Source organism: Micromonospora sp. 050-3, assembly GCF_046549335.1.
In the GTDB taxonomy this organism is placed as follows: Bacteria; Actinomycetota; Actinomycetes; order Mycobacteriales; family Micromonosporaceae; genus Micromonospora; species Micromonospora trifolii.
This window is the reverse complement of the sequence record NZ_JAJPVX010000002.1, coordinates 1,529,827-1,547,279: the sequence shown is the minus strand read 5'-3', so window position 1 is coordinate 1,547,279 and position 17,453 is coordinate 1,529,827. Positions and strand designations below refer to the sequence as shown.

The following is a 17,453-nucleotide window of genomic DNA, read 5'->3' as shown; positions in this document are numbered from 1 at the left end:
GCGGATCTCCTCATGTCGTACGAAGACGCCCAGCGGGGCGCCGCGACCGACGTGACCAGGCTCGACACCCGGCTGACGGGCCTGAACGACGAATCGTCGAAGCGCTTCGACGACCCGGCCGCGCCACCACGGCCATGATTGTTGTGATCCGCGCAACTATAGATGCACGCCAATGACTGGGCAATGCCTGCCTGCCCTACCGGCCGGTAGACCCCAGCCGCTTGACCAGAACACCCTCAATGTCTTTCAGCGGAACGAATCCCCACCGGCGCGAGTCAACGCTGTCCGGATGCTCGCCGAGCAGCACGGCCATACCGGCCGGCACCTGTCGCACCCCGGCGCCGACGGCCGGGGCGACCACTTCCGGGACGGCGTCGCCTGGCAGCGCCACGAGGCGCTTGACCAGCCAGGCGGACGCGGGAGAGCCCGCAACGGCATTCCGGGGTGCACCCTCCTGATGGCGCGCGACGACGATGCCGCCGGCCCGGAGCCTGCGCGTTCGGCGCACCACGAGGCGGTCGCCGTGAGCCAGAGTGGGGACCATGCTGTCACCCATCACGTCGACCAACATCAGTCTCCGACGCGCCACGGCAACGCCGACGACGGGTACCGCAAGCGCGGCAAACCCACCCAGGACGGTGAGCAGGAATTGCGACTCATCGGGCATGAGACCCCCTTCGAGGGGTATTCCTCTCATCTTTCCGCCGGCAAATCAACCCGTTGACAGCATTGAAGCACGCCGATAATCTCGGGTTTCCCAGCCGGGGTTCTTGAGGTCTGTGCGACTCAGACCCGGGCACATGGGCGCCACGGGGAATGGGGGACGATATGGGTGTCGCTGTTGTCGTGTCCATTTTGACGCTGGCCGGCGTTCTTGCGATATCTGTCATCGGAAAAGTGCGTAGCCGAATGAGTTTTCGCGCGTTCGCCGACGCCACTGCCCAACTGCGGGTTGCCCCCGTGCGCTGGTCCCGCCCGGTGGCGGTGGCATCGATCGCGTCCGAGGTTGCCGTACTGGCGCTTGTCCTCTGGCCCGGGGGCGCGGTCATCGGCCTGGCCGCAGCTGTGCTGCTCTTCGGCGCGTTCACCGTCGTGCTCGCACGGGCCGTCCGACAAGGGTCCACGGCGGGATGCCACTGTTTCGGCCCGACCGACACACCCGTTGCGTGGCGGCACGTCGCTCGCAGTGGTTTCCTCGCCAGCGCGGCAGCCGGCGCCCTTCTTGGCGCGATCACCCAGCCCGCCATATCGCTCAGAAGTCTAGAGCCGCCGCACCTCATATTGGCTCTTTCCCTAGCGGGATTCATCGTCACGACGCTGGTCAGGCTTGACGACCTCACCTGGCTCCTTCGTGGAGCGTCCCACGCCCGCTGAATATCTCCAATCGATCGCGCACTTCTCGTGCGCTGCGCTTCGACGCCCCGATCCAAGGAGCCCACCGTGCTATTTATGTCCACCGCTGTCGCCATACTCGCGGCGCTCGTCCTGGTCGATCTCGCGCTGAGCGCCGCAGTCATCAGGCGGCTACGCGAGACGGAGGCGAAACTCATCGAGATGAACTCGCCGCCCGCCTCGGGGCTACCGGTCGGCGCCGCCCTGCCAGAGTTCGTGTCACCGGACGGCCAGGTCTCCAGCGCCGACCTCGCGGGCAGCCCGACCCTCATCGGGTTCTTCTCCGCCGGATGCCGACACTGCCCCGCGCAGGCGGAGAAATTGGTCGACCGCGCCGAGGAGTTCGGCGGCACGGGCGTACGGGTGGTCAGCTTCCTCACGGTGGGTGAGGGCATGACCGACGAGCTTGGCCCGACGCTGCGGAAGGCCGGCCTCCTCGTCATGGACGACAGTCCGAGCGCGGTGATGGCCGCCTTCCAGGTGCAGGGCACTCCGTCATTCGTGCTGTTCGGCGCGGACGGACGGTTGGCGGCACGCGGGCATGACCTGAGCGAGGTGTTGGGCAGCCGATGAGGCGGTCGGCAGCGTTGATGCGTCGCGCGTTCGGGATCTACTTCGGCGCCGCGCCCTGGGCGGCGGCGGTGAGCATCGTGATCATGGTGGTGGGTGGTCTGACCGCGGTGGCCACCGCCTGGTTCACCCGAGCGCTCATCGATGGTCTCTCCGCCGACGCCACGTCGACGATCTGGCTCGGTGTCGCCGGTTTCGGCGCGCTGGCCATCGTGTCACCAGTCATCCTGCACGTCTCGCAGTACGTACAGCGGGACGCGGAACGCCGGGTGACGATACGCACGCAGCAGGAACTGTTCACCGCGGTGTCGGCGCACCCTCGGCTGACGGAGTTGGAGGACAGCAAGTTTCATGATCGGCTTCGGCTCGCCCACGAGGCGAGCCGCTTCGCACCGACCCAGCTCAACAGCATGGTCCTGGGCATCGGGCAAGAGATGATCACCATCGTCGCCTTCGGCGTGACGCTGGTGCGCTGGTCTCCCCTGGTGAGCGCGTTGGTCATGCTGGCGGTGCTGCCCACGCTCGTGGCCCAGATCCGGTTGGCTCGGATGCGCGGGGCGATGATGGAACGCACCATACCGATGTTCCGCCGGCAGACGTTCTACGCGGCACTCCTGCTGGACATGCGCGCCGCGAAGGAGATCCGGCTGTTCGGGCTCGGCCAGTTCTTCCAGGGTCGCCTGCTGCGAGAGTTGCGCGCGGCACAGGGACAGGAACGTCACCAGGACCGGCTGGCCCTGTGGGTCGACAGCGCCCTCGCGACGCTGACTGGCATCGTCTCGCTGGTCGCGCTGGCCGTCTTCGTCGCACGGGTGGTCGACGGACACGGCACCGTCGGCGACCTCGTACTCGTGATCGCGGCACTGACCGCGTTGCAGATGTCCGCGTCGAGCCTGGTCCGACAGATCGCGATGCTCGGCGAGACGTTGATCGTGTTCGGCCACTACGTCGACATCACCGCGGTGATCCGCGAGGCCCGACGTGCCGTTCCGCTGCCCGCCCTGCCGCCACTGAAGCGAGGCCTGGAGTTCGACGACGTCTGGTTCCGGTACGCCCCCGAGCACGACTGGGTCCTGCGCGGTCTCACGTTGCGGATCCCCTGCGGCTCGTCCCTCGCCCTGCTGGGCGACAACGGCGCCGGAAAGTCGACAGTGGTCAAGCTCCTCTGCGGCTTCCACGTCCCGAACAAGGGCGTCATTCGGTGGGACGGCATCGATATCACCACCATCGACCCGGCTTCGCTCCGCGCCCGTCTCGGGGCGACATTCCAGGACTTCATGACCTACGAGTTCTCCGCCCACGACAACATCGCGGTCGGCGACATCAGCGCGGTGGACGACCGTGCCCGCGTACGGGCAGCAGCGGCGACGGCCGACATGGACTCCACACTGGTTGCGCTTCCGAACGGGTACGACACCATGCTGACGCGAGCCTTCAGCGACGGAGATCTGCCCGGGGTGGGGGTGGTGCTGTCCGGGGGCCAGTGGCAGCGGCTGGCGCTGGCTAGAGCCCTGCTCAGGGAGGGCGCGGACGTGTTGATCCTCGACGAACCGTCGTCAGGTCTCGACGTGGCGACCGAACACGAGATCAACCAGCGGTTGATGTCGCTGCGCCGCACACACACCAGCCTGCTCATCTCGCACCGGCTCAACACCGTCCGGGAGGCGGACAGCATCGCCGTGCTGGCCGCCGGCCGCATCCTCGAACAGGGCAGCCACGACGAGCTGATGGCATCGGGAGGGCGCTATGCCGAGTTGTTCCAACTCCAGGCATCCGGTTACGACGACGCGATCACCACTCGGACGTCGATGTGAACGCTAACACCCTGCTCAGAGTGTCACTGTTGGGTCCGATCGAGGCAAGTGTCGGCGGGCAGCCGATGGCCGTCGGCGGCCTGGGCAGGCGAGCACTGCTGGCGGCGCTCGCCTTCAACCTGGGCACTGTGGTCGCCGTGAACCGCCTCATCGAGGTGATCTGGGACGACCACCCGCCGGCGACGGCGACGACGAAGCTACAGGGCCACGTCTGCGCCCTGCGGCGAAGCCTGGTGCGGCTCGGCGGGCCGGACGCCGCGAACATCCTGCAGACCCGCCCGCCGGGTTACCTGTTGTGCGCCCGTCTCGCATCGACAGACCTCGCCCGTTTCGACGACATGACGCAGCGGGGCGCCGGCGCGCGGCTCCCCGAAGGTGCCGAACGCCGGGTCGCCGCGCTCTCCGCGGCACTGCGGCTGTGGCGGGGGGACGCCTGCGTCGATGCCCGATCCGCTGGGGTGGCGGTCGTGGCGGCGTCACTAGACGAGCGACGGTGGCGGGCGATGGAGGACCTCGCCGAGGCGCAACTCGTCCTCGGTGACCACAACGCCGTCATCGACGCGATGGAGCCACTCGTACGCCAGTGGCCGTACCGGGAACGGGCCTGGGAGCACCTCATCGAGGCACACATGAGGCGTGGTGACATCGCGTCCGCCCTGGCCGCTCACGACCAGTTGTGCGAGATCCTGGCCGGGGACCTCGGTGTCGCTCCCGGTCAACGAATCGGCCGGCTGATCAGCATCATGCGCGAGAACAGCCAGCGGTAGCGCTGTCACCTGCCTGCCGCCGTCGGCGCCCCTCGACAACGCCGCCACCATCGCGTGACCGTCGGCCATGACCAGCGCGAATGCCGCCCAACAGCCGATCGACGGGGCATTAGCGCACCGTTAGCGGATCGTAAGCGGTCGATGACATCGTGACCTCTGTCGACATACCGTCGTACCTGCGGAGAAGGAGAGAGGTCGTATGATTATCAACAGGCTGGCCGACAAGCTACTGGCCACGCTGCTGCCGAAGGCCACGGCGTCCGCGTGCAACGTCTGCACTCTCGCCTATGTCGGGTGTGGAGGGCCTTTCTGCTACTACTACTACAACAAGGTGGTCGCGGGACAGGTCCGCTGTTACGCCAACACGGCGAGAGACTGCAACGCGTCCTCCGTGAGCTACTCCACGGGCTGCTGCTGATCGTCGAATCGCGGCCGTCGGCCGGATGTCCCCATCCGGCCGACGGCCTCATGCTGGAGGACCAACGATGCAGGGCACGGAGCGTCGATGCTGGGGATAGCCGCGTCGCAGTGGCGAGTACGGCTGCGCAGGTCGCTGGCCCTGCTCTCGATGATCGCCGTCGCGGTGGCGGGGTTCACCCTGCTCACCGGGGCCGCGGTGACCTCGCGGCTGGACACGGTGGGCGCGGTCAGCGCCAACTACCGCCCGGTCTACGACCTGCTGGTACGCCCTAAGGACGCGGTGCTGCCGTTGGAGCAGGAGCGCAATCTGGTCCAGTCGGGTCAGTTGGCGGGCATGCGTGGCGGCATCACCCACGATCAGTGGCGCGAGATCCAGGCGGTGCGCGGGGTGTCGGTGGCGGCACCTGTCGCGATGGTCGGGTACGTGATGCGCACCGTGCCCGTGACTGTCGACCTGTCGGAGCACCTTGACCCGACCGCCGAGCGTCAGGTGTTACGGGTCCAGCCGACCTGGGCAACGGATGCGGGGCTGAGCCAGATCCCGGACGGGCCGGCGTTTCTCTACGCGACGCGGAACCGGCTGGAGGTGGTGCCCAACAGCGAGCTGAAGAGCGGCGGGGGCCTGCCACCGCCGGAGGAGGTCGACGCCGACGGCCAACGGGTGAAGATCTGCCCAGCGGCAGCTGCCATCGACACCGACGACTGGCTCGCACCGACCGACCTCCGAGCCCGATCGTCGTTGACCTGTGTCGGTGGCCTGGGTTCGACGGATCGCGAGGGGAAGGCGACGCGGCCGACCGTCACGTTGGCATGGACGGTGCCGTTCCTGATGGCCGCGGTCGACCCGGAGTCGGAGGCCGCGCTGGCGGCGCTGGACCAGGCCGTCACCTCGGGCCGATACTTCACCTCGGCGGAAGCGCCGACGTCGCGGCGACTGGACGGAATGCCGTACCCCTACTCGGTGCTCCCCATCCTCATCGCGGACCGACCCCAGGTCGACCGGACGCTCAACGTCACAGTGCAGCGCCTGGGCCCCGACGTGCCCGAGCTGGTCCGGAGAACCGCCGACGACCAGCGGTTACGCGCCGCGCTGGCCAACGAGTCCGGCACCCCTGTCACCCAACGGACGACGTCGTCCGAAGCGCCGTACCGGGACCTGATCAACCGGATGCTCCGCCCCGACGACCTGGGCGTCGAGTACGACCTGGCAACGGCGAACACCAGGTGGCTCGACCAGTTCTGGACCGTCGGACCGCCGAAGCGGGTACCGGCCGGGGATGGTCTGCGTGCCCAGCCCGATCCGTACGACCTGAAGATCTGGGGTCAGGGCGCCGACGACGGCGGGTCGTCCCGGCACGTTCCGATGGAGTTCGCCGACACCAGTGTGCGCAGCGGCGTCGCCGTCCATCGGAACCTGGCGCACGGGTACGAGGAGCAACCAGGGGACGTGAGCATGCCCGATGCCGCGCTCGGTGCGGTGGGCACCTTCGACCCCGCCAAGGTTTCGCTGGGCAGCGCGCTGTCGGCGGTGCCGATGGACACCTACTTCAACCCGGGCGCCGAGGGCGCCGACGAAGCGTCCCGGCAGGCGCTGGGCGGCCGCCGCCTGGCCCCGAACTCGAACGTCACCGGCCTGCTCAGCCAACCACCGCTGATGCTCACCACTATGGCGGCGCTGCCGGCCGTCTTCGACCCCGGCGCGTACAGCACCGAGCCCAGCTACCCGGAGTACCAGCTCAACACCACCGCGCCGATCAGCGTGGTGCGGGTCCGGCTGGCCGGAGACGTCGGCATCGACCCAGTCTCCCGGGAGCGGGTCCGGGTGATCGCCGAGGAGATCGCGCAACGCACCGGCCTACAGGTCGACGTAACACTGGGGTCGTCCCCCACCGCGATGACGGTGCACTACCCGGCGGGCAACTACGGTCGGCCCGACCTCGCCGTGGCCGAGCCCTGGGTGCAGAAGGGCGTCGCGTCCGTGCTGGTCCGCGCGGCCGACCGCAAGAGCGTACTGCTGTCCGTCCTGGTGCTCGCGGTGTGCGCGCTGGCAGTGCTCAACGCCAACACCGCCGCCATCCGTGCCAGACGCACCGAGTTCGGCATCCTCACCTGCCTCGGCTGGGGCCGCCGGCACCTCCTCCAGCTGATGTTCATCGAGATCGTCGGCATCGGCCTCGCCGCCGGCATCGCGGGCACCGGGCTGGCGCTCGGGATCGCGTTCGGTCTCGGGCTGAACATCGCGTGGAGCCACACCCTGCTCGCCGTACCCGCAGCGGTGGCCCTGGCCCTGCTCGCCGGCGGCTGGCCGGCCTGGCGGGCCGCCCGGCCGGACCCCGGCGAGATCATCCGGCCCGCCGTCTCGGGTTTCGCCCTCCGCCGGCAGGCGCCGCGCCGGCTGGCCACCCTCGCGCTGGCCAACCTTGCCCGCACACCCGGTCGGACCGCGCTCGGCGCGCTGAGTCTGACGATCGGGGTGGCCGCGCTGACCATGTTGTTGGCGATCACGTTCGCGTTCCGTGGGGCGATCACCGGCACCCTGCTCGGTGATGCCGTCACCCTCCAGGCCCGCACCGTTGATCACATCGCCGTGGCGGTCACGATCGTGCTGGGCATCGTGTCGGTCGCTGACGTGCTCTACCTCAACATCTCCGAGCGCGCCGCCGAGTTCGCCCTGTTCGCTGCCGTCGGCTGGACCGACGCCATGCTGAACCGGCTGGTCATCATCGAGGCCATTGGCATGGGTGCCATCGGCGGCACGCTCGGTGCCGCTGCCGGCCTCGGCGCGGCGGCGGCCTTCGCCGGGGGCGTCACCGCTGCCATCCTCTGGTGTTCCGGAGCCGCACTGGTGTTCGGCGTCGCCGTCTCCGCCCTGTCGGTGGTGGTACCGATCGCCGTGCTCCGCCGACTGCCCACCGCCCACCTGCTCGCCGAGGGGTGAGCGGCAAAGGAGTAGGTCCGATGGAACGGACGTCAGCTGCGACGTCGAGCACTGTCACCATGCCGCTGGTGTGTCTCACCCGGGTACGGAAGTCCTTTCCACTCCCCGACGGCGCACCGCTGGTCGCGGTGAACGACGTCAGCCTGGCGATCGCTGCCGGCACCGCGATCGCGTTGACCGGGCCGAGCGGCTCGGGCAAGTCGACGCTCCTGCACCTGATCGGCGCCATCGAACGAACTGACGGTGGCACCATCGAGGTCGGCGGCCAGGAGGTGACCCGGTTGTCCGGCCGGGGGTTGGCCGCCTACCGGCGACGGGTCGGCTTCGTGTTCCAACGGTTCCACCTGCTGCCCACGCTCACCGCCCTGGACAACGTCATGGCGCCGCTGATCCCGTTCCGCACCGACTTCGACAAGGCCGCTCGGGCACACGAGTTGCTGGCGATGGTGGGGCTCGCCGACCGGGCCGCCGCCCTGCCGTCGCGGCTCTCCGGCGGGCAGCAGCAACGGGTCGCCATCGCCCGCGCGCTGATCAACCAACCTGCCCTGTTGCTGGCCGACGAACCCACCGGCAACCTCGACAGTCAGACCGGCACCGCGATCGTCGACCTGTTGCTGAGGCTGCGCGACGAGCAGGGCACGACCCTCATCATGGCCACCCACGACACCGGTATCGCCGCGCGTTGCGACCGAGCCGTCCAGATGCGGGACGGGTGCCTCACGTCATAGCTAACGGATCACCAGTGGTAGAGCACATTCACTGTCAGCGCGGCCACCACGGTGACGAAGAATACGGCCGGGCCCACCAACTGGCGGGAGCCGACGCGCAGATGCGCGATGAGCGCGCCGATGAAATACAGCACCAGCCCGGCGGCGGCGAGGGTGCCCAGCAGCGGTACGGCGAAGCCGGCCAGCAACCCCAACGAGCCTGCCGCCAGCGCCACGCCCAGCCGCGGTAACCACGACCGTGGCACACGCTTCATGTCGGCCTGGGCCTTGGGATAGTCGTGACCGATCAGGTAGGTGACGGCGGCGATGCCGGTGAAGACCGCCGCGAGAATGGTGATCGTGACATAGGCAGCGAACATGGTTCCTCCGTTGTGTTTGCTCGCCCCCTGGACGATCTGGCGCGACGGAACGTGACGGCTGCTGGATGCGCCGTGATCAGCTCGTTGGTCGCAGCGAGCCGAACCGTACGTCGGTGGCCTGTTCGGACAGTTCCCACAGACGGCGGCCGTGCTCGGGGTCGGTCGCGGCGGTGGAGAGCTTCGCCGGCGCGGGGTGGCCGCGCAGTTCGCCCGGCCCACCCGGGGCGACGAGTTGGCCGGGCTGCGCCCCGGGGTCGGTGGCGGCGAACAGCTGCGGCCAGACGCCGCTGTCGACCGGCTGGGCGAGGAGTGGGTTGCCGATCCGGCCCAGCAGCAGCCGCCAGATCGGCGTGGTGGCGCTGGTCTGCAGATTCGTCGCGGTGTAGCCGGGGTGGGCCAGGAAGCTGCCCAGCGGGCTCGCCACGGCAGTGAGCCGCCGGTGCAGCTCGTAGCCGAAGATGGCGTTGGCCAGCTTGGACGTGTTGTAGAAGCCCATCGGGGAGTAGCCGCGCTCGCCGGTCGGGTCGGCGAAGCGGACCTTCGCCTGCCGGTGGTTGACCGAGGTGACAGTGACCACCCGTGGATCCCGGCCGGCCAGCAGGAGGTCGAGCAGGAGCCCCGTGAGAGCGAAGTGCCCGAGGTGGTTCGTGGCGAACTGCACCTCGTGCCCCTGCGGGCTGAGAGTGCGCGGCAGTGCCATCACCCCGGCGTTGTTGATCAGCACGTCCACTCGACGGTGGTCGGCGTGCATTCCGTCGGCGAACGTCCGGACCGAGTCGAGGTCGGCGAGGTCGATCCGCCGGACTTCCAGATCGACGCCGGGTCGGGTCGCGGCGATGTCGGCCGCCACCCGGCGACCCCGCTCCTCGTCGCGGACGGCCAGCACGACGCGCGCACCGCGGACGGCGAGCGCCCGCGTGGTGACCAGGCCGAGGCCCGCCGTGGCACCGGTGACGACGAAGGTACGGCCGCTCAGGTCGGGAATCTGGTCAGTGGACCAGCCATCGACAGTCATGGGACCCACTGTGCTGTGGGTGGCACCCAGTGTCAAGTAGTGCGCAGAATGCCAACATGGGCATGACGTAGCACCCGATGACGTAGCATCGGCGGATGAGATCTCGCGCGGACAGCAGCCTGGCCGAACGCAAACGCCAGCTCGTTGCCGACGAACTGCGCGACGCCGCCCTGATGCTGCTCGCCACAAAGGGTTTCGACGTGGTGACAGTCGACGACATCGTGGCGGCGGCCGGCATGTCGCGGCGTACCTTCTTCCGCTACTTCGCGTCCAAGGAGGACGTGGTCGTCCGGTTCCTGGCCGACACCAGCGCGGACATCATCACCGAACTCGCCGCCCGGCCGGCCGCCGAGCCACCGTCGGTCGCGCTGCGCCACGCTCTCTGGGTGCCGCTCGCCGCCTGCAACGACCACCCGGAGCACTCCGAGCGAGCCCGGGTCGTCGTCCGTCTGATCCTGGACACCCCCGCACTGCACGCCCGCTGGCTGGAACGCCAGATCGAGTGGCGCGCCGAGCTGGCCGCCGAGTTGGCCGACCGCCGTCGCCTCGACCCCCACAGCGACCCCTACCCCCGGATGGCCGCCGGGATGGCACTGCTGGCACTCGACACGGTGCTCCAACGGTGGCAGCCGGGCGACGACGAGCAGCACCTGGCCGAGCTGATGGACCAGGCGTTCGCCGTCGTGGCACCGGCCCTCGACGCGCCCGCCGCGTCACCCGCCGCCGGCTGAGCGCGAGTCAGCGCGGTTTCAGCGCCCTTTCAGGCCGCTTCATACGTTCGCGGCATGACATTCAAACGTTCCACGCGCACCAGGCGCGGGACTGCCGTGCTGGCGATGATCGCGGTCACGGCGGCAAGCGTGCTCTTCGGTGAGCCCGCGTCGGCCGATCCCGTCCCCGTCCCCATCCCTCAGGCAGCGCTCACCGACCGGGCCTTCGGCCAGGTCGCCGAGATCCATCTCCAGGGCGCCGCTCGGATCACCACGGTCGTGCTGTCGGCCGAGTTCGTCCAGTGGCACCGGCTGCACCCGAACGCCACCGACAAACAGGCACAGATCCAGCTCACCGAACGCCAGCAGCTGCTCGACAGCTCGCTGACCACGTTTGACCTCCTGCTGCCCGAACAGGACCTGCTGCTCAAGTCCGTCGACATCCTGCTCGGCGCTCCCGGCGGCGACACCCGGACCTCGCCGGAGATCACCGGCCTGGTCGGGGCCGTGATCGGCAAGACGGTCGAACCGTGGGACACCCGCGAGGAACTCGCCTCCGGCGCGCTGCGGACCGCCCAGTGGCTGCGCGGCCGCGATGACGCTCTCGCCGCGGTGTGGTCCGCGACCCGACAGGCGGGGGCCGCCAGCGCGCCCGTCGCCACCGCCTGGAACGCCGTCCTCGGTGCGCCGGTCGGGCTGGACATCACCAGCACCTACGAGGAGCTCCAGCAGGATCCCGGACTTTCGCATGTCGACCTCGACGCGATCCTGGCGCTGCGGGACGACTCGGTGGCGTACGTCGCGGCCGCCAAGCAGCAGCTCGCGTCCCTGCACGCGGAGCTGCTCGGCCTGAGCCTGGAGATCCGTCTCGAGATCGGCGGAAACAACAGCAAGTGTCCGCCGGAAGGCCCGCCGAGCGCCGCGTGCACCGCGGCGGCAAAGAAGGCCGCCGAGGACCGGGACAAGGCCCGGCAACAGACGATCTCCGACGTCAAGGCCGGAGTGGGCATGGTCTCCACCATCATCGGGTTCGCCGACCCCGACGCCGGCAAGAAGTCAAAGGTGATCGGGGAGGCGGTCCTCACCACGATCAGCGCGATCTCCAAGTACGCGGCGGCGATCGCCGGCCGCGGCCTCGCGGGCTCGATCTTCAGCACCGCGACGTTGGCGATGACCGGCAACATCTTCGGTGCGGTGATGTCGGTTGTCGGGCTCTTCGGCAGCAGCGGGCCATCGCTGGACGCGCAGATCCTTGCCCAGGTCAAAGCGTTGCGCGACGAGGTGCGGGCCCTCGGCGACGAGATGCGCGCCAGCTTCGCGCGGGTCGAGGCGCAGATCAACACGGTGTACGCGAACATGATGGCCCAGTTCGACAAACTGAACGCGGCGATCGCCGGCAACACCGCGCAGATCACCCTCGTCCAGCAGCAGGTCGCTCAGCTCGGCCTGCGCCTGGAGGACATCGCCGCCACCGTCCTGGCCGCGATCGGCGACGCCACACTGCACGACGCCCGCGCCGACATCAACAAGTACATCGGCTACCGGGAGAACTTCGGTCAACCCATCCCGACGTACAACGAGTTCGTCGGCCCGGAGAACGAATTCCACCTGACCTCGACGCAGCTGGCCAGCGGCGCCGCCTTCGTGGTGCCCAAGACCGACGCCGACAACCCGGCGGTCGACCCGACCACAGTACTGAACAGCTTCGGCGAAGCCCGATCGATCAACTACCTGGCCCGGGTCGCCAACGGACGTGACCCGTCGATGGTCGAACCGTCCACGCCGGTCGGCAACCCGACGGTGTGGAACCTCGGCGCGCAGGCGTACGCCATGTTGATGCTGCAGAACCCGACGTACGCCGCCCAGGTCAGCGCCGGCCGCGCGGCGCAGATCGAGGCGGAGGGCACCCGCATCGCCGACCTCGCGGCCAGCTTCGGTCGGCCGGCCAACGGCAACGCCAACGGCCTGGTCACCGGGCTGGTCAACGAGTACGTCGCCGCCACCAACGAACTGTCGACAGCGCTGCGGGCGTTCCGGAGCAACGAGGTCCAGGTCCGCTACGAACCGGACGCCAATGGCGTACAGGTGAAGACGCTCAAGGACTACGACCTGTTCTGGGACACGGACAAGCCGCTCGCCGCGGCGCCGGCGAAGGCCGACGAGGCGACGGTGCCCGCGTGTGAGGGCAGCAGGCAGATCGGCCGACCCAGCAACGTTCGCTACGAACTGATGTCGAACATGGTGCGGGCACTCCAGTACGCGTACACACCGCGCCACGACGAGCCGCCGGCGGGGGTACGGGAGTTGCCCGAGGTCGGCTACTGCTACACGCCGAGCTGGGTCTACACGCGTACGACGGGTTACGGCACCGGGGTGATCCGCCACTACGGCAAGCTGCGGTTGCAGATCCACAGCCGGTTCCGGCTGAACTCGAACACGGCCTGGCAGAACGGGCGCACCGCCGACTACACCTGGCCGGACGAGCAGGTCTACCAGGTCGACTGCGAGTTCTTCAACTGTGACAGCGAGACCACGCCCGAACAGGGTTTGACCCAGAAATGGCCGTCCGGACGCTACGCCTTCGAGAGCGGCGCAACGGCGGTGAACAACACGGCGCTGGACGCCACGCTGACTCCGACCCTGCGCGGTTTCCTCCAGGCCCGACAGAAGTCCATGTACGACCGGGTACGGGACCAGAGCACCCAGGTCAGCGGGGCGGTGCCCACCGCCCTGAAGAAGGTGAACACTGCGGCGCGGCTGCTCCAGGCGTACACCCGGTTGGGTCTGCCCAACGCCCTCGACTCGGACGACGTGTTGTCCGCGAACCTGTTCGGGCAGTACCAGATTCCGGTCAACATGCCGACGGACGCCAAGATCGGTAACGCCTATTCCAAGGCGAGCGGGAACTACGCCCTCTGCGGGCCCACGCCGTGCTCGCTCGACCCCAGCCGCCCACTGCGCGACCAGGTCAGCCTCAAGGTGCCCTGCGAGCCAGCGGTCGACTCGTCCAACCTGCCCGGTGACCCACTGGGCGACTGCCTGATCACCAGCGCGCGGTCCCGCGCCAACACACTCATGCAGCGGTACGAGGTGTGGGCGGACCAGATGACCGCCGGTCTGCACCGCGAGCGGGTGCCGTGGATGAACGACACCCTCATGGGCCTGCGGATCACCACGCGCCTGACCCACGCCAACTGACCCACGCGTTGCCGGCGTCTCCGGGCGCCGGCAACGCCTTATGCCAGCTTCAGTGGCGTTCCCGCTTCAGTGGCGTTCCAGGCCTCGCAGGATCAGGAGGCGGGTGGAACCCATCCCGAGATGGTCGACCTCACCCGAGATGCCCGCAACGGCACGAACGATGGGCTCGACGTCGACCCCGCGTGCGCGTGCCGACTCGCACAACTGCCAGATCACCATGAGGTCGTCGCGCGGGTCGTCGGACTGGTCCCGGGCGGAGACGTGGACCAGTCGTCGGCGGAACTCGGCGGCGGCGGACGGCCACTCACCGGTGAGGCTGAGGCCGACTCCCCAGCTGAAGGCTCGATGGGCGCGGAAGATCCGGCGGACTTCGTCCCTGGCCGCCTCGTCACCGGACTCGTAGATGTCCAGGAGAGCGGTCAGGGCCGCAGCGGCCTCGGCTGCCACCCCGGCTTCCTCCGCAGGCGGTGCTGAGGCAGACAGCTTCGACGGCCAGTCCGGATCAGTCAGATCCACCGGACGGTCAGCGATGTCCCGGAGCAGGGCGTCGATGATGGCGACGTCTTCCCGAATCGCGGCGAGGGTCATACCGGGGGAATGTATCGCCGCCTGACCACGTGGAGAGAGATCATTTCGGCAGCCTCCGCGCTGAGGTGCAGGCAGGGGGTGGCTGCGCCGGTCGCCGTGATGATCATCGTCGCGGTGTCGACGTTCGACTGGCACTCCGTCGCCCCGGCCACACTCAAGCGGATGCCGTACGGCGAGACCATCGTCATGGTCGCCACCACCCTGGCCGCCCCCCGCATCGGTGGCCTCGAAATGGGCCGGCACGACCGAGGGCCGCGGGCACATCGGTACGGTCCACGGATGACCGTCGTCCGCTCTGTCCTGCTGTTCGTCGTCGCTGCCCTGTTCGAGATCGGCGGGGCGTGGCTGATCTGGCAGGGCTGGCGCGAGCACCGCGGCCTGTGGTGGATCGCCGCCGGAGTCATCGCCCTCGGCGCGTACGGATTCGTCGCCACCTTCCAACCCGACCCGAACTTCGGACGCATCCTCGCCGCCTACGGCGGCGTGTTCGTCGCCGGATCCCTCGCCTGGGGCGTGATCGTCGACAAGTTCCGGCCCGACCGCTGGGACCTCATCGGCGCCGGCATCTGCCTGATCGGCGTCGCCCTGATCATGTACGCGCCGCGTTCGGCAGGCGGCTCCTGATCGCCCTCGACGAGCTCCGCGACCTTGACATCTGGCTCGCCCTCGACAGAGCCGAGGATGCGGGTGCAGCCCTCATCGATCAGGCCGAATAACAGGGCGAACGAGTGGTCGACGTGCACCTATGGTCGCTGCAACGAGCCGGTGTTGCAACGACTCCTTACACCTGAGCAGGACCCCGTGGTCGGAGGCCGCCGTCCTGATCAAGCAGTGCACCGGAGGCGTTCGGACCTGTTCCGAACTGTCCGTGCGTCTGTCATCCACAGACGGCTCGCGCCCATCATCGATCGTGACGACCACACCGATCGTTTGTCGACGGTAGGAGATTGCCGATGATCCGCAAGAGTTCACGCTGGTTCGGTGCCACGCTGATGGCGTTGGTGCTCACGGCCACCGGGCTCGTGGCCACCCCGAGCACCGCTCTGGCGGGGTACCCCGTGGTCGTGTATTCGGCCGACCCATACTCCGCCGGCAACGGCTTCGCCATCTACACCAACTCCGGGATTGATGCGTCGTTCAGCGCCTGCGACGAGGGCGCACCGGACGGTCGCCGTACCATTGGCCGCATCTGGTGGGAGCCCGTATACGCCAAGGTCACGCTCCACGCGGCGAACGGCAGCGGCACCTGCTCCGAGCCTTACTACGTCAGACTGCTGCCGGGCACGAGAGTCTTTGTGGAAGCCTGCGAACGCAAAGGCGCGGGCGGCTCCGACGAGAAGTGTCGAACGACCTGGGACATTGTGGCGTGACGGAGGACGGCCGGCCGGCGTTCGCCTCGGCCGGCCGGCGTTCGCCGTCGACGTTTCGCCGGGCAGGACGCTGACGCAAGCACCGCGGCCTGTGGTGGATCGCCGCCGGAGTCATCGCCCTCGGCGCATTCGGATTCGTCGCCACCTTCCAACCCGACCCGAACTTCGGACGCTTGGCCCGCGCCGTAGCGTGGCAGGGTGGCAGCACCCCGCATGGCACCGCCGTCGGGGATGAGCCGCCGGCTGACGTTCCTGTTCGCGTTGGCGGCGGGAGTGGCCGTCGGCAACCTGTACTGGGCCCAGCCACTGCTCGGCTTCATCGCCGGCGATCTACGCGTCACGACCGCGACGGCCGGCTGGCTGGTCACCGCGACGCAACTCGGGTACGCCGTCGGCGTGCTGCTTCTCGTACCGCTCGGTGACGTCCTGGACCGCCGCCGGTTCGCCCCGATCATGCTGCTGACCTCGGCCGCCGCACTGCTGCTGTGCGCGCTGGCGCCGTCGATCGGCGTACTCCTCCTCGCGCTCGGCGTGCTCGGCGTGACGACGATTTCCGGGCAGATCCTCACCCCGCTCGCCGGAGACCTTGCCGGCGACGCCCAGCGCGGCCGGATCGTCGGCGTCGTCGGATCCGGGACCCTCACCGGCATCCTGGCCTCCCGCACGATCAGCGGCCTCGTCGCCGACGCCGCCGGGTGGCGGACGATCTTCGCCCTCGCCGCGGTCGTCGCCGTCCTGCTCGCGATCGTGCTCTACCGCACGATTCCACAGCTGACACCGCGGACCCGCATGCCCTACGCGCAGCTCATCGCCTCGGTCGGCGCGGTGGTCGTGCGCGAGCGGGCGGTCCGATGGACGCTGGTCCTGGCCGCCACCGGGTTTGCCGCGTTCTCGCTGTTCTGGACGGCGCTGACGTTCCTCCTCAGCGGCCCGCCGTTCCGGTTCGCGGTGGCGGTGATCGGGTTGTTCGGGTTGGCCGGTCTCGCTGGCGTCCTCTCCGGCCTGCGCGGCGGACGGCTGCACGATCGCGGTTGGTCGCTTCCCGCCACCGGCGTGGCCTGGGTACTGGCCCTCGCCGCATTCATCGTCGCGCCGTTCGCCGTACGGTCCGTCGTCCTCGTCATCATCGTGATCGTCATGCTCGACGTCGCCCTCCAGACGCAGGCCCTGCTCAACCGGGCGCGGCTGTTCGCCCTCTCGCACGAGGCCCGGAGCAGACTCAACACCGCGCTGGCCACCGGCAACTTCGTCGGCGCCGCGATCGGCTCTGCCGGCGCTACCGCGCTCTGGTCCGCGGGCGGCTGGACAGCCGTCACCATCGCGGGAACGGCGCTCTGCTGCTTCGCGCTCATCGTGTGGGCGCTGGGACGTCGTGGTCCACTCGTGATCCGCGCTGCCCTGCCGGACAACGCAATTCAGGGGGCATGACCAATTGGTCATGCCCCCTGAATATTGCTGGTGCGCCGCCAGGGACTCGAACCCCGAACCCGCGGATTAAGAGTCACGTCTATGTCATGTTCATTGGTCCCATGCGGCACCGACGGTCCTACACACGCGCACTGATCCGGTTTCTGCAGCCGCCGG

The 17,453-nt window shown here is 68.9% G+C and carries 17 protein-coding genes and 1 pseudogene; 14 read left to right on the top strand and 4 right to left on the bottom strand.

Annotation, left to right across the window (positions count from 1 at the left end; translation table 11 throughout):
• The first annotated feature begins 12 nt into the window (after positions 1–12).
• Positions 13–138, top strand: a complete 126-nt coding sequence (locus ACLJOK_RS22185) for a hypothetical protein (protein WP_410820600.1) — start codon at positions 13–15, stop codon at positions 136–138.
• A 58-nt stretch (positions 139–196) separates the two neighbouring features.
• Here the strand turns inward: ACLJOK_RS22185 and ACLJOK_RS22180 are convergent, their stop codons facing one another.
• The gene (locus tag ACLJOK_RS22180) at positions 197–667 is read right to left on the bottom strand and encodes a S26 family signal peptidase (RefSeq protein WP_410820599.1); all 471 of its coding nucleotides are present in this window, start codon (positions 665–667) and stop codon (positions 197–199) included.
• Positions 668–828: 161 nt separating this feature from the next.
• Here ACLJOK_RS22180 and ACLJOK_RS22175 point away from each other — a divergent pair, with 161 nt between their 5' ends.
• From ACLJOK_RS22175 to ACLJOK_RS22145, 7 genes are all read left to right on the top strand, one after another.
• Complete coding sequence (locus tag ACLJOK_RS22175) at positions 829–1,374, top strand: MauE/DoxX family redox-associated membrane protein (RefSeq protein ID WP_410820598.1); 546 nt, start codon at positions 829–831, stop codon at positions 1,372–1,374.
• 75 nt (positions 1,375–1,449) lie between these two features.
• Positions 1,450–1,965 (top strand): TlpA family protein disulfide reductase, encoded by a 516-nt coding sequence (locus ACLJOK_RS22170; protein ID WP_410821562.1) that lies wholly within the window; start codon positions 1,450–1,452, stop codon positions 1,963–1,965.
• Positions 1,962–3,776 (top strand): ABC transporter ATP-binding protein, encoded by a 1,815-nt coding sequence (locus tag ACLJOK_RS22165; protein ID WP_410820597.1) that lies wholly within the window; start codon positions 1,962–1,964, stop codon positions 3,774–3,776. Before ACLJOK_RS22170 ends, ACLJOK_RS22165 begins: the two co-directional genes overlap by 4 nt.
• A gap of 20 nt (positions 3,777–3,796) precedes the next feature.
• Positions 3,797–4,543: an AfsR/SARP family transcriptional regulator gene (locus ACLJOK_RS22160; RefSeq protein ID WP_410820596.1), complete on the top strand. Its 747-nt coding sequence runs from the start codon at positions 3,797–3,799 to the stop codon at positions 4,541–4,543.
• A 199-nt stretch (positions 4,544–4,742) separates the two neighbouring features.
• Positions 4,743–4,961, top strand: coding sequence for a hypothetical protein (locus ACLJOK_RS22155; protein WP_410820595.1), 219 nt, complete (start codon positions 4,743–4,745; stop codon positions 4,959–4,961).
• Between the two features lie 87 nt (positions 4,962–5,048).
• Positions 5,049–7,901, top strand: coding sequence for an FtsX-like permease family protein (locus tag ACLJOK_RS22150; protein ID WP_410820594.1), 2,853 nt, complete (start codon positions 5,049–5,051; stop codon positions 7,899–7,901).
• Between the two features lie 20 nt (positions 7,902–7,921).
• A complete protein-coding gene (locus tag ACLJOK_RS22145; RefSeq protein WP_410820593.1) occupies positions 7,922–8,629 on the top strand; it encodes an ABC transporter ATP-binding protein in 708 nt (235 codons plus the stop codon).
• 8 nt (positions 8,630–8,637) lie between these two features.
• On the opposite strand, the gene ACLJOK_RS22140 is transcribed toward ACLJOK_RS22145, so the two are convergent.
• Positions 8,638–8,988, bottom strand: coding sequence for a DoxX family protein (locus ACLJOK_RS22140; protein WP_410820592.1), 351 nt, complete (start codon positions 8,986–8,988; stop codon positions 8,638–8,640).
• Between the two features lie 76 nt (positions 8,989–9,064).
• The gene (locus tag ACLJOK_RS22135) at positions 9,065–10,003 is read right to left on the bottom strand and encodes an oxidoreductase (protein ID WP_410820591.1); all 939 of its coding nucleotides are present in this window, start codon (positions 10,001–10,003) and stop codon (positions 9,065–9,067) included.
• A 95-nt stretch (positions 10,004–10,098) separates the two neighbouring features.
• Here ACLJOK_RS22135 and ACLJOK_RS22130 point away from each other — a divergent pair, with 95 nt between their 5' ends.
• Together ACLJOK_RS22130 and ACLJOK_RS22125 are read left to right on the top strand one after the other, a co-directional pair.
• On the top strand, positions 10,099–10,734 hold the full coding sequence (locus ACLJOK_RS22130; RefSeq protein ID WP_410820590.1) for a TetR family transcriptional regulator: 636 nt from the start codon (positions 10,099–10,101) through the stop codon (positions 10,732–10,734).
• A gap of 54 nt (positions 10,735–10,788) precedes the next feature.
• Positions 10,789–13,911: a hypothetical protein gene (locus ACLJOK_RS22125; RefSeq protein WP_410820589.1), complete on the top strand. Its 3,123-nt coding sequence runs from the start codon at positions 10,789–10,791 to the stop codon at positions 13,909–13,911.
• 66 nt (positions 13,912–13,977) lie between these two features.
• Here ACLJOK_RS22125 and ACLJOK_RS22120 read toward each other — a convergent pair whose 3' ends face one another.
• Positions 13,978–14,499 carry a hypothetical protein gene (locus ACLJOK_RS22120; protein ID WP_410820588.1) on the bottom strand — a complete coding sequence of 174 codons (522 nt, stop codon included), beginning with the start codon at positions 14,497–14,499 and terminating at the stop codon, positions 13,978–13,980.
• A 279-nt stretch (positions 14,500–14,778) separates the two neighbouring features.
• On the opposite strand from ACLJOK_RS22120, the gene ACLJOK_RS22115 reads away from it, so the two are divergent.
• The 4 genes and pseudogenes from ACLJOK_RS22115 (at position 14,779) to ACLJOK_RS22100 (ending at position 17,297) form a co-directional block, all read left to right on the top strand.
• Positions 14,779–15,123: a YnfA family protein gene (locus ACLJOK_RS22115; protein WP_410821561.1), complete on the top strand. Its 345-nt coding sequence runs from the start codon at positions 14,779–14,781 to the stop codon at positions 15,121–15,123.
• A gap of 329 nt (positions 15,124–15,452) precedes the next feature.
• Positions 15,453–15,869 (top strand): hypothetical protein, encoded by a 417-nt coding sequence (locus tag ACLJOK_RS22110; protein WP_410820587.1) that lies wholly within the window; start codon positions 15,453–15,455, stop codon positions 15,867–15,869.
• Positions 15,870–15,943: 74 nt separating this feature from the next.
• A pseudogene (locus ACLJOK_RS22105) lies at positions 15,944–16,054 on the top strand (hypothetical protein); the annotation flags it as partial.
• Between the two features lie 13 nt (positions 16,055–16,067).
• Entirely contained in the window at positions 16,068–17,297 is a 1,230-nt protein-coding gene (locus ACLJOK_RS22100; RefSeq protein WP_410820586.1) for an MFS transporter, read from the top strand.
• Positions 17,298–17,453: the final 156 nt, after the last annotated feature.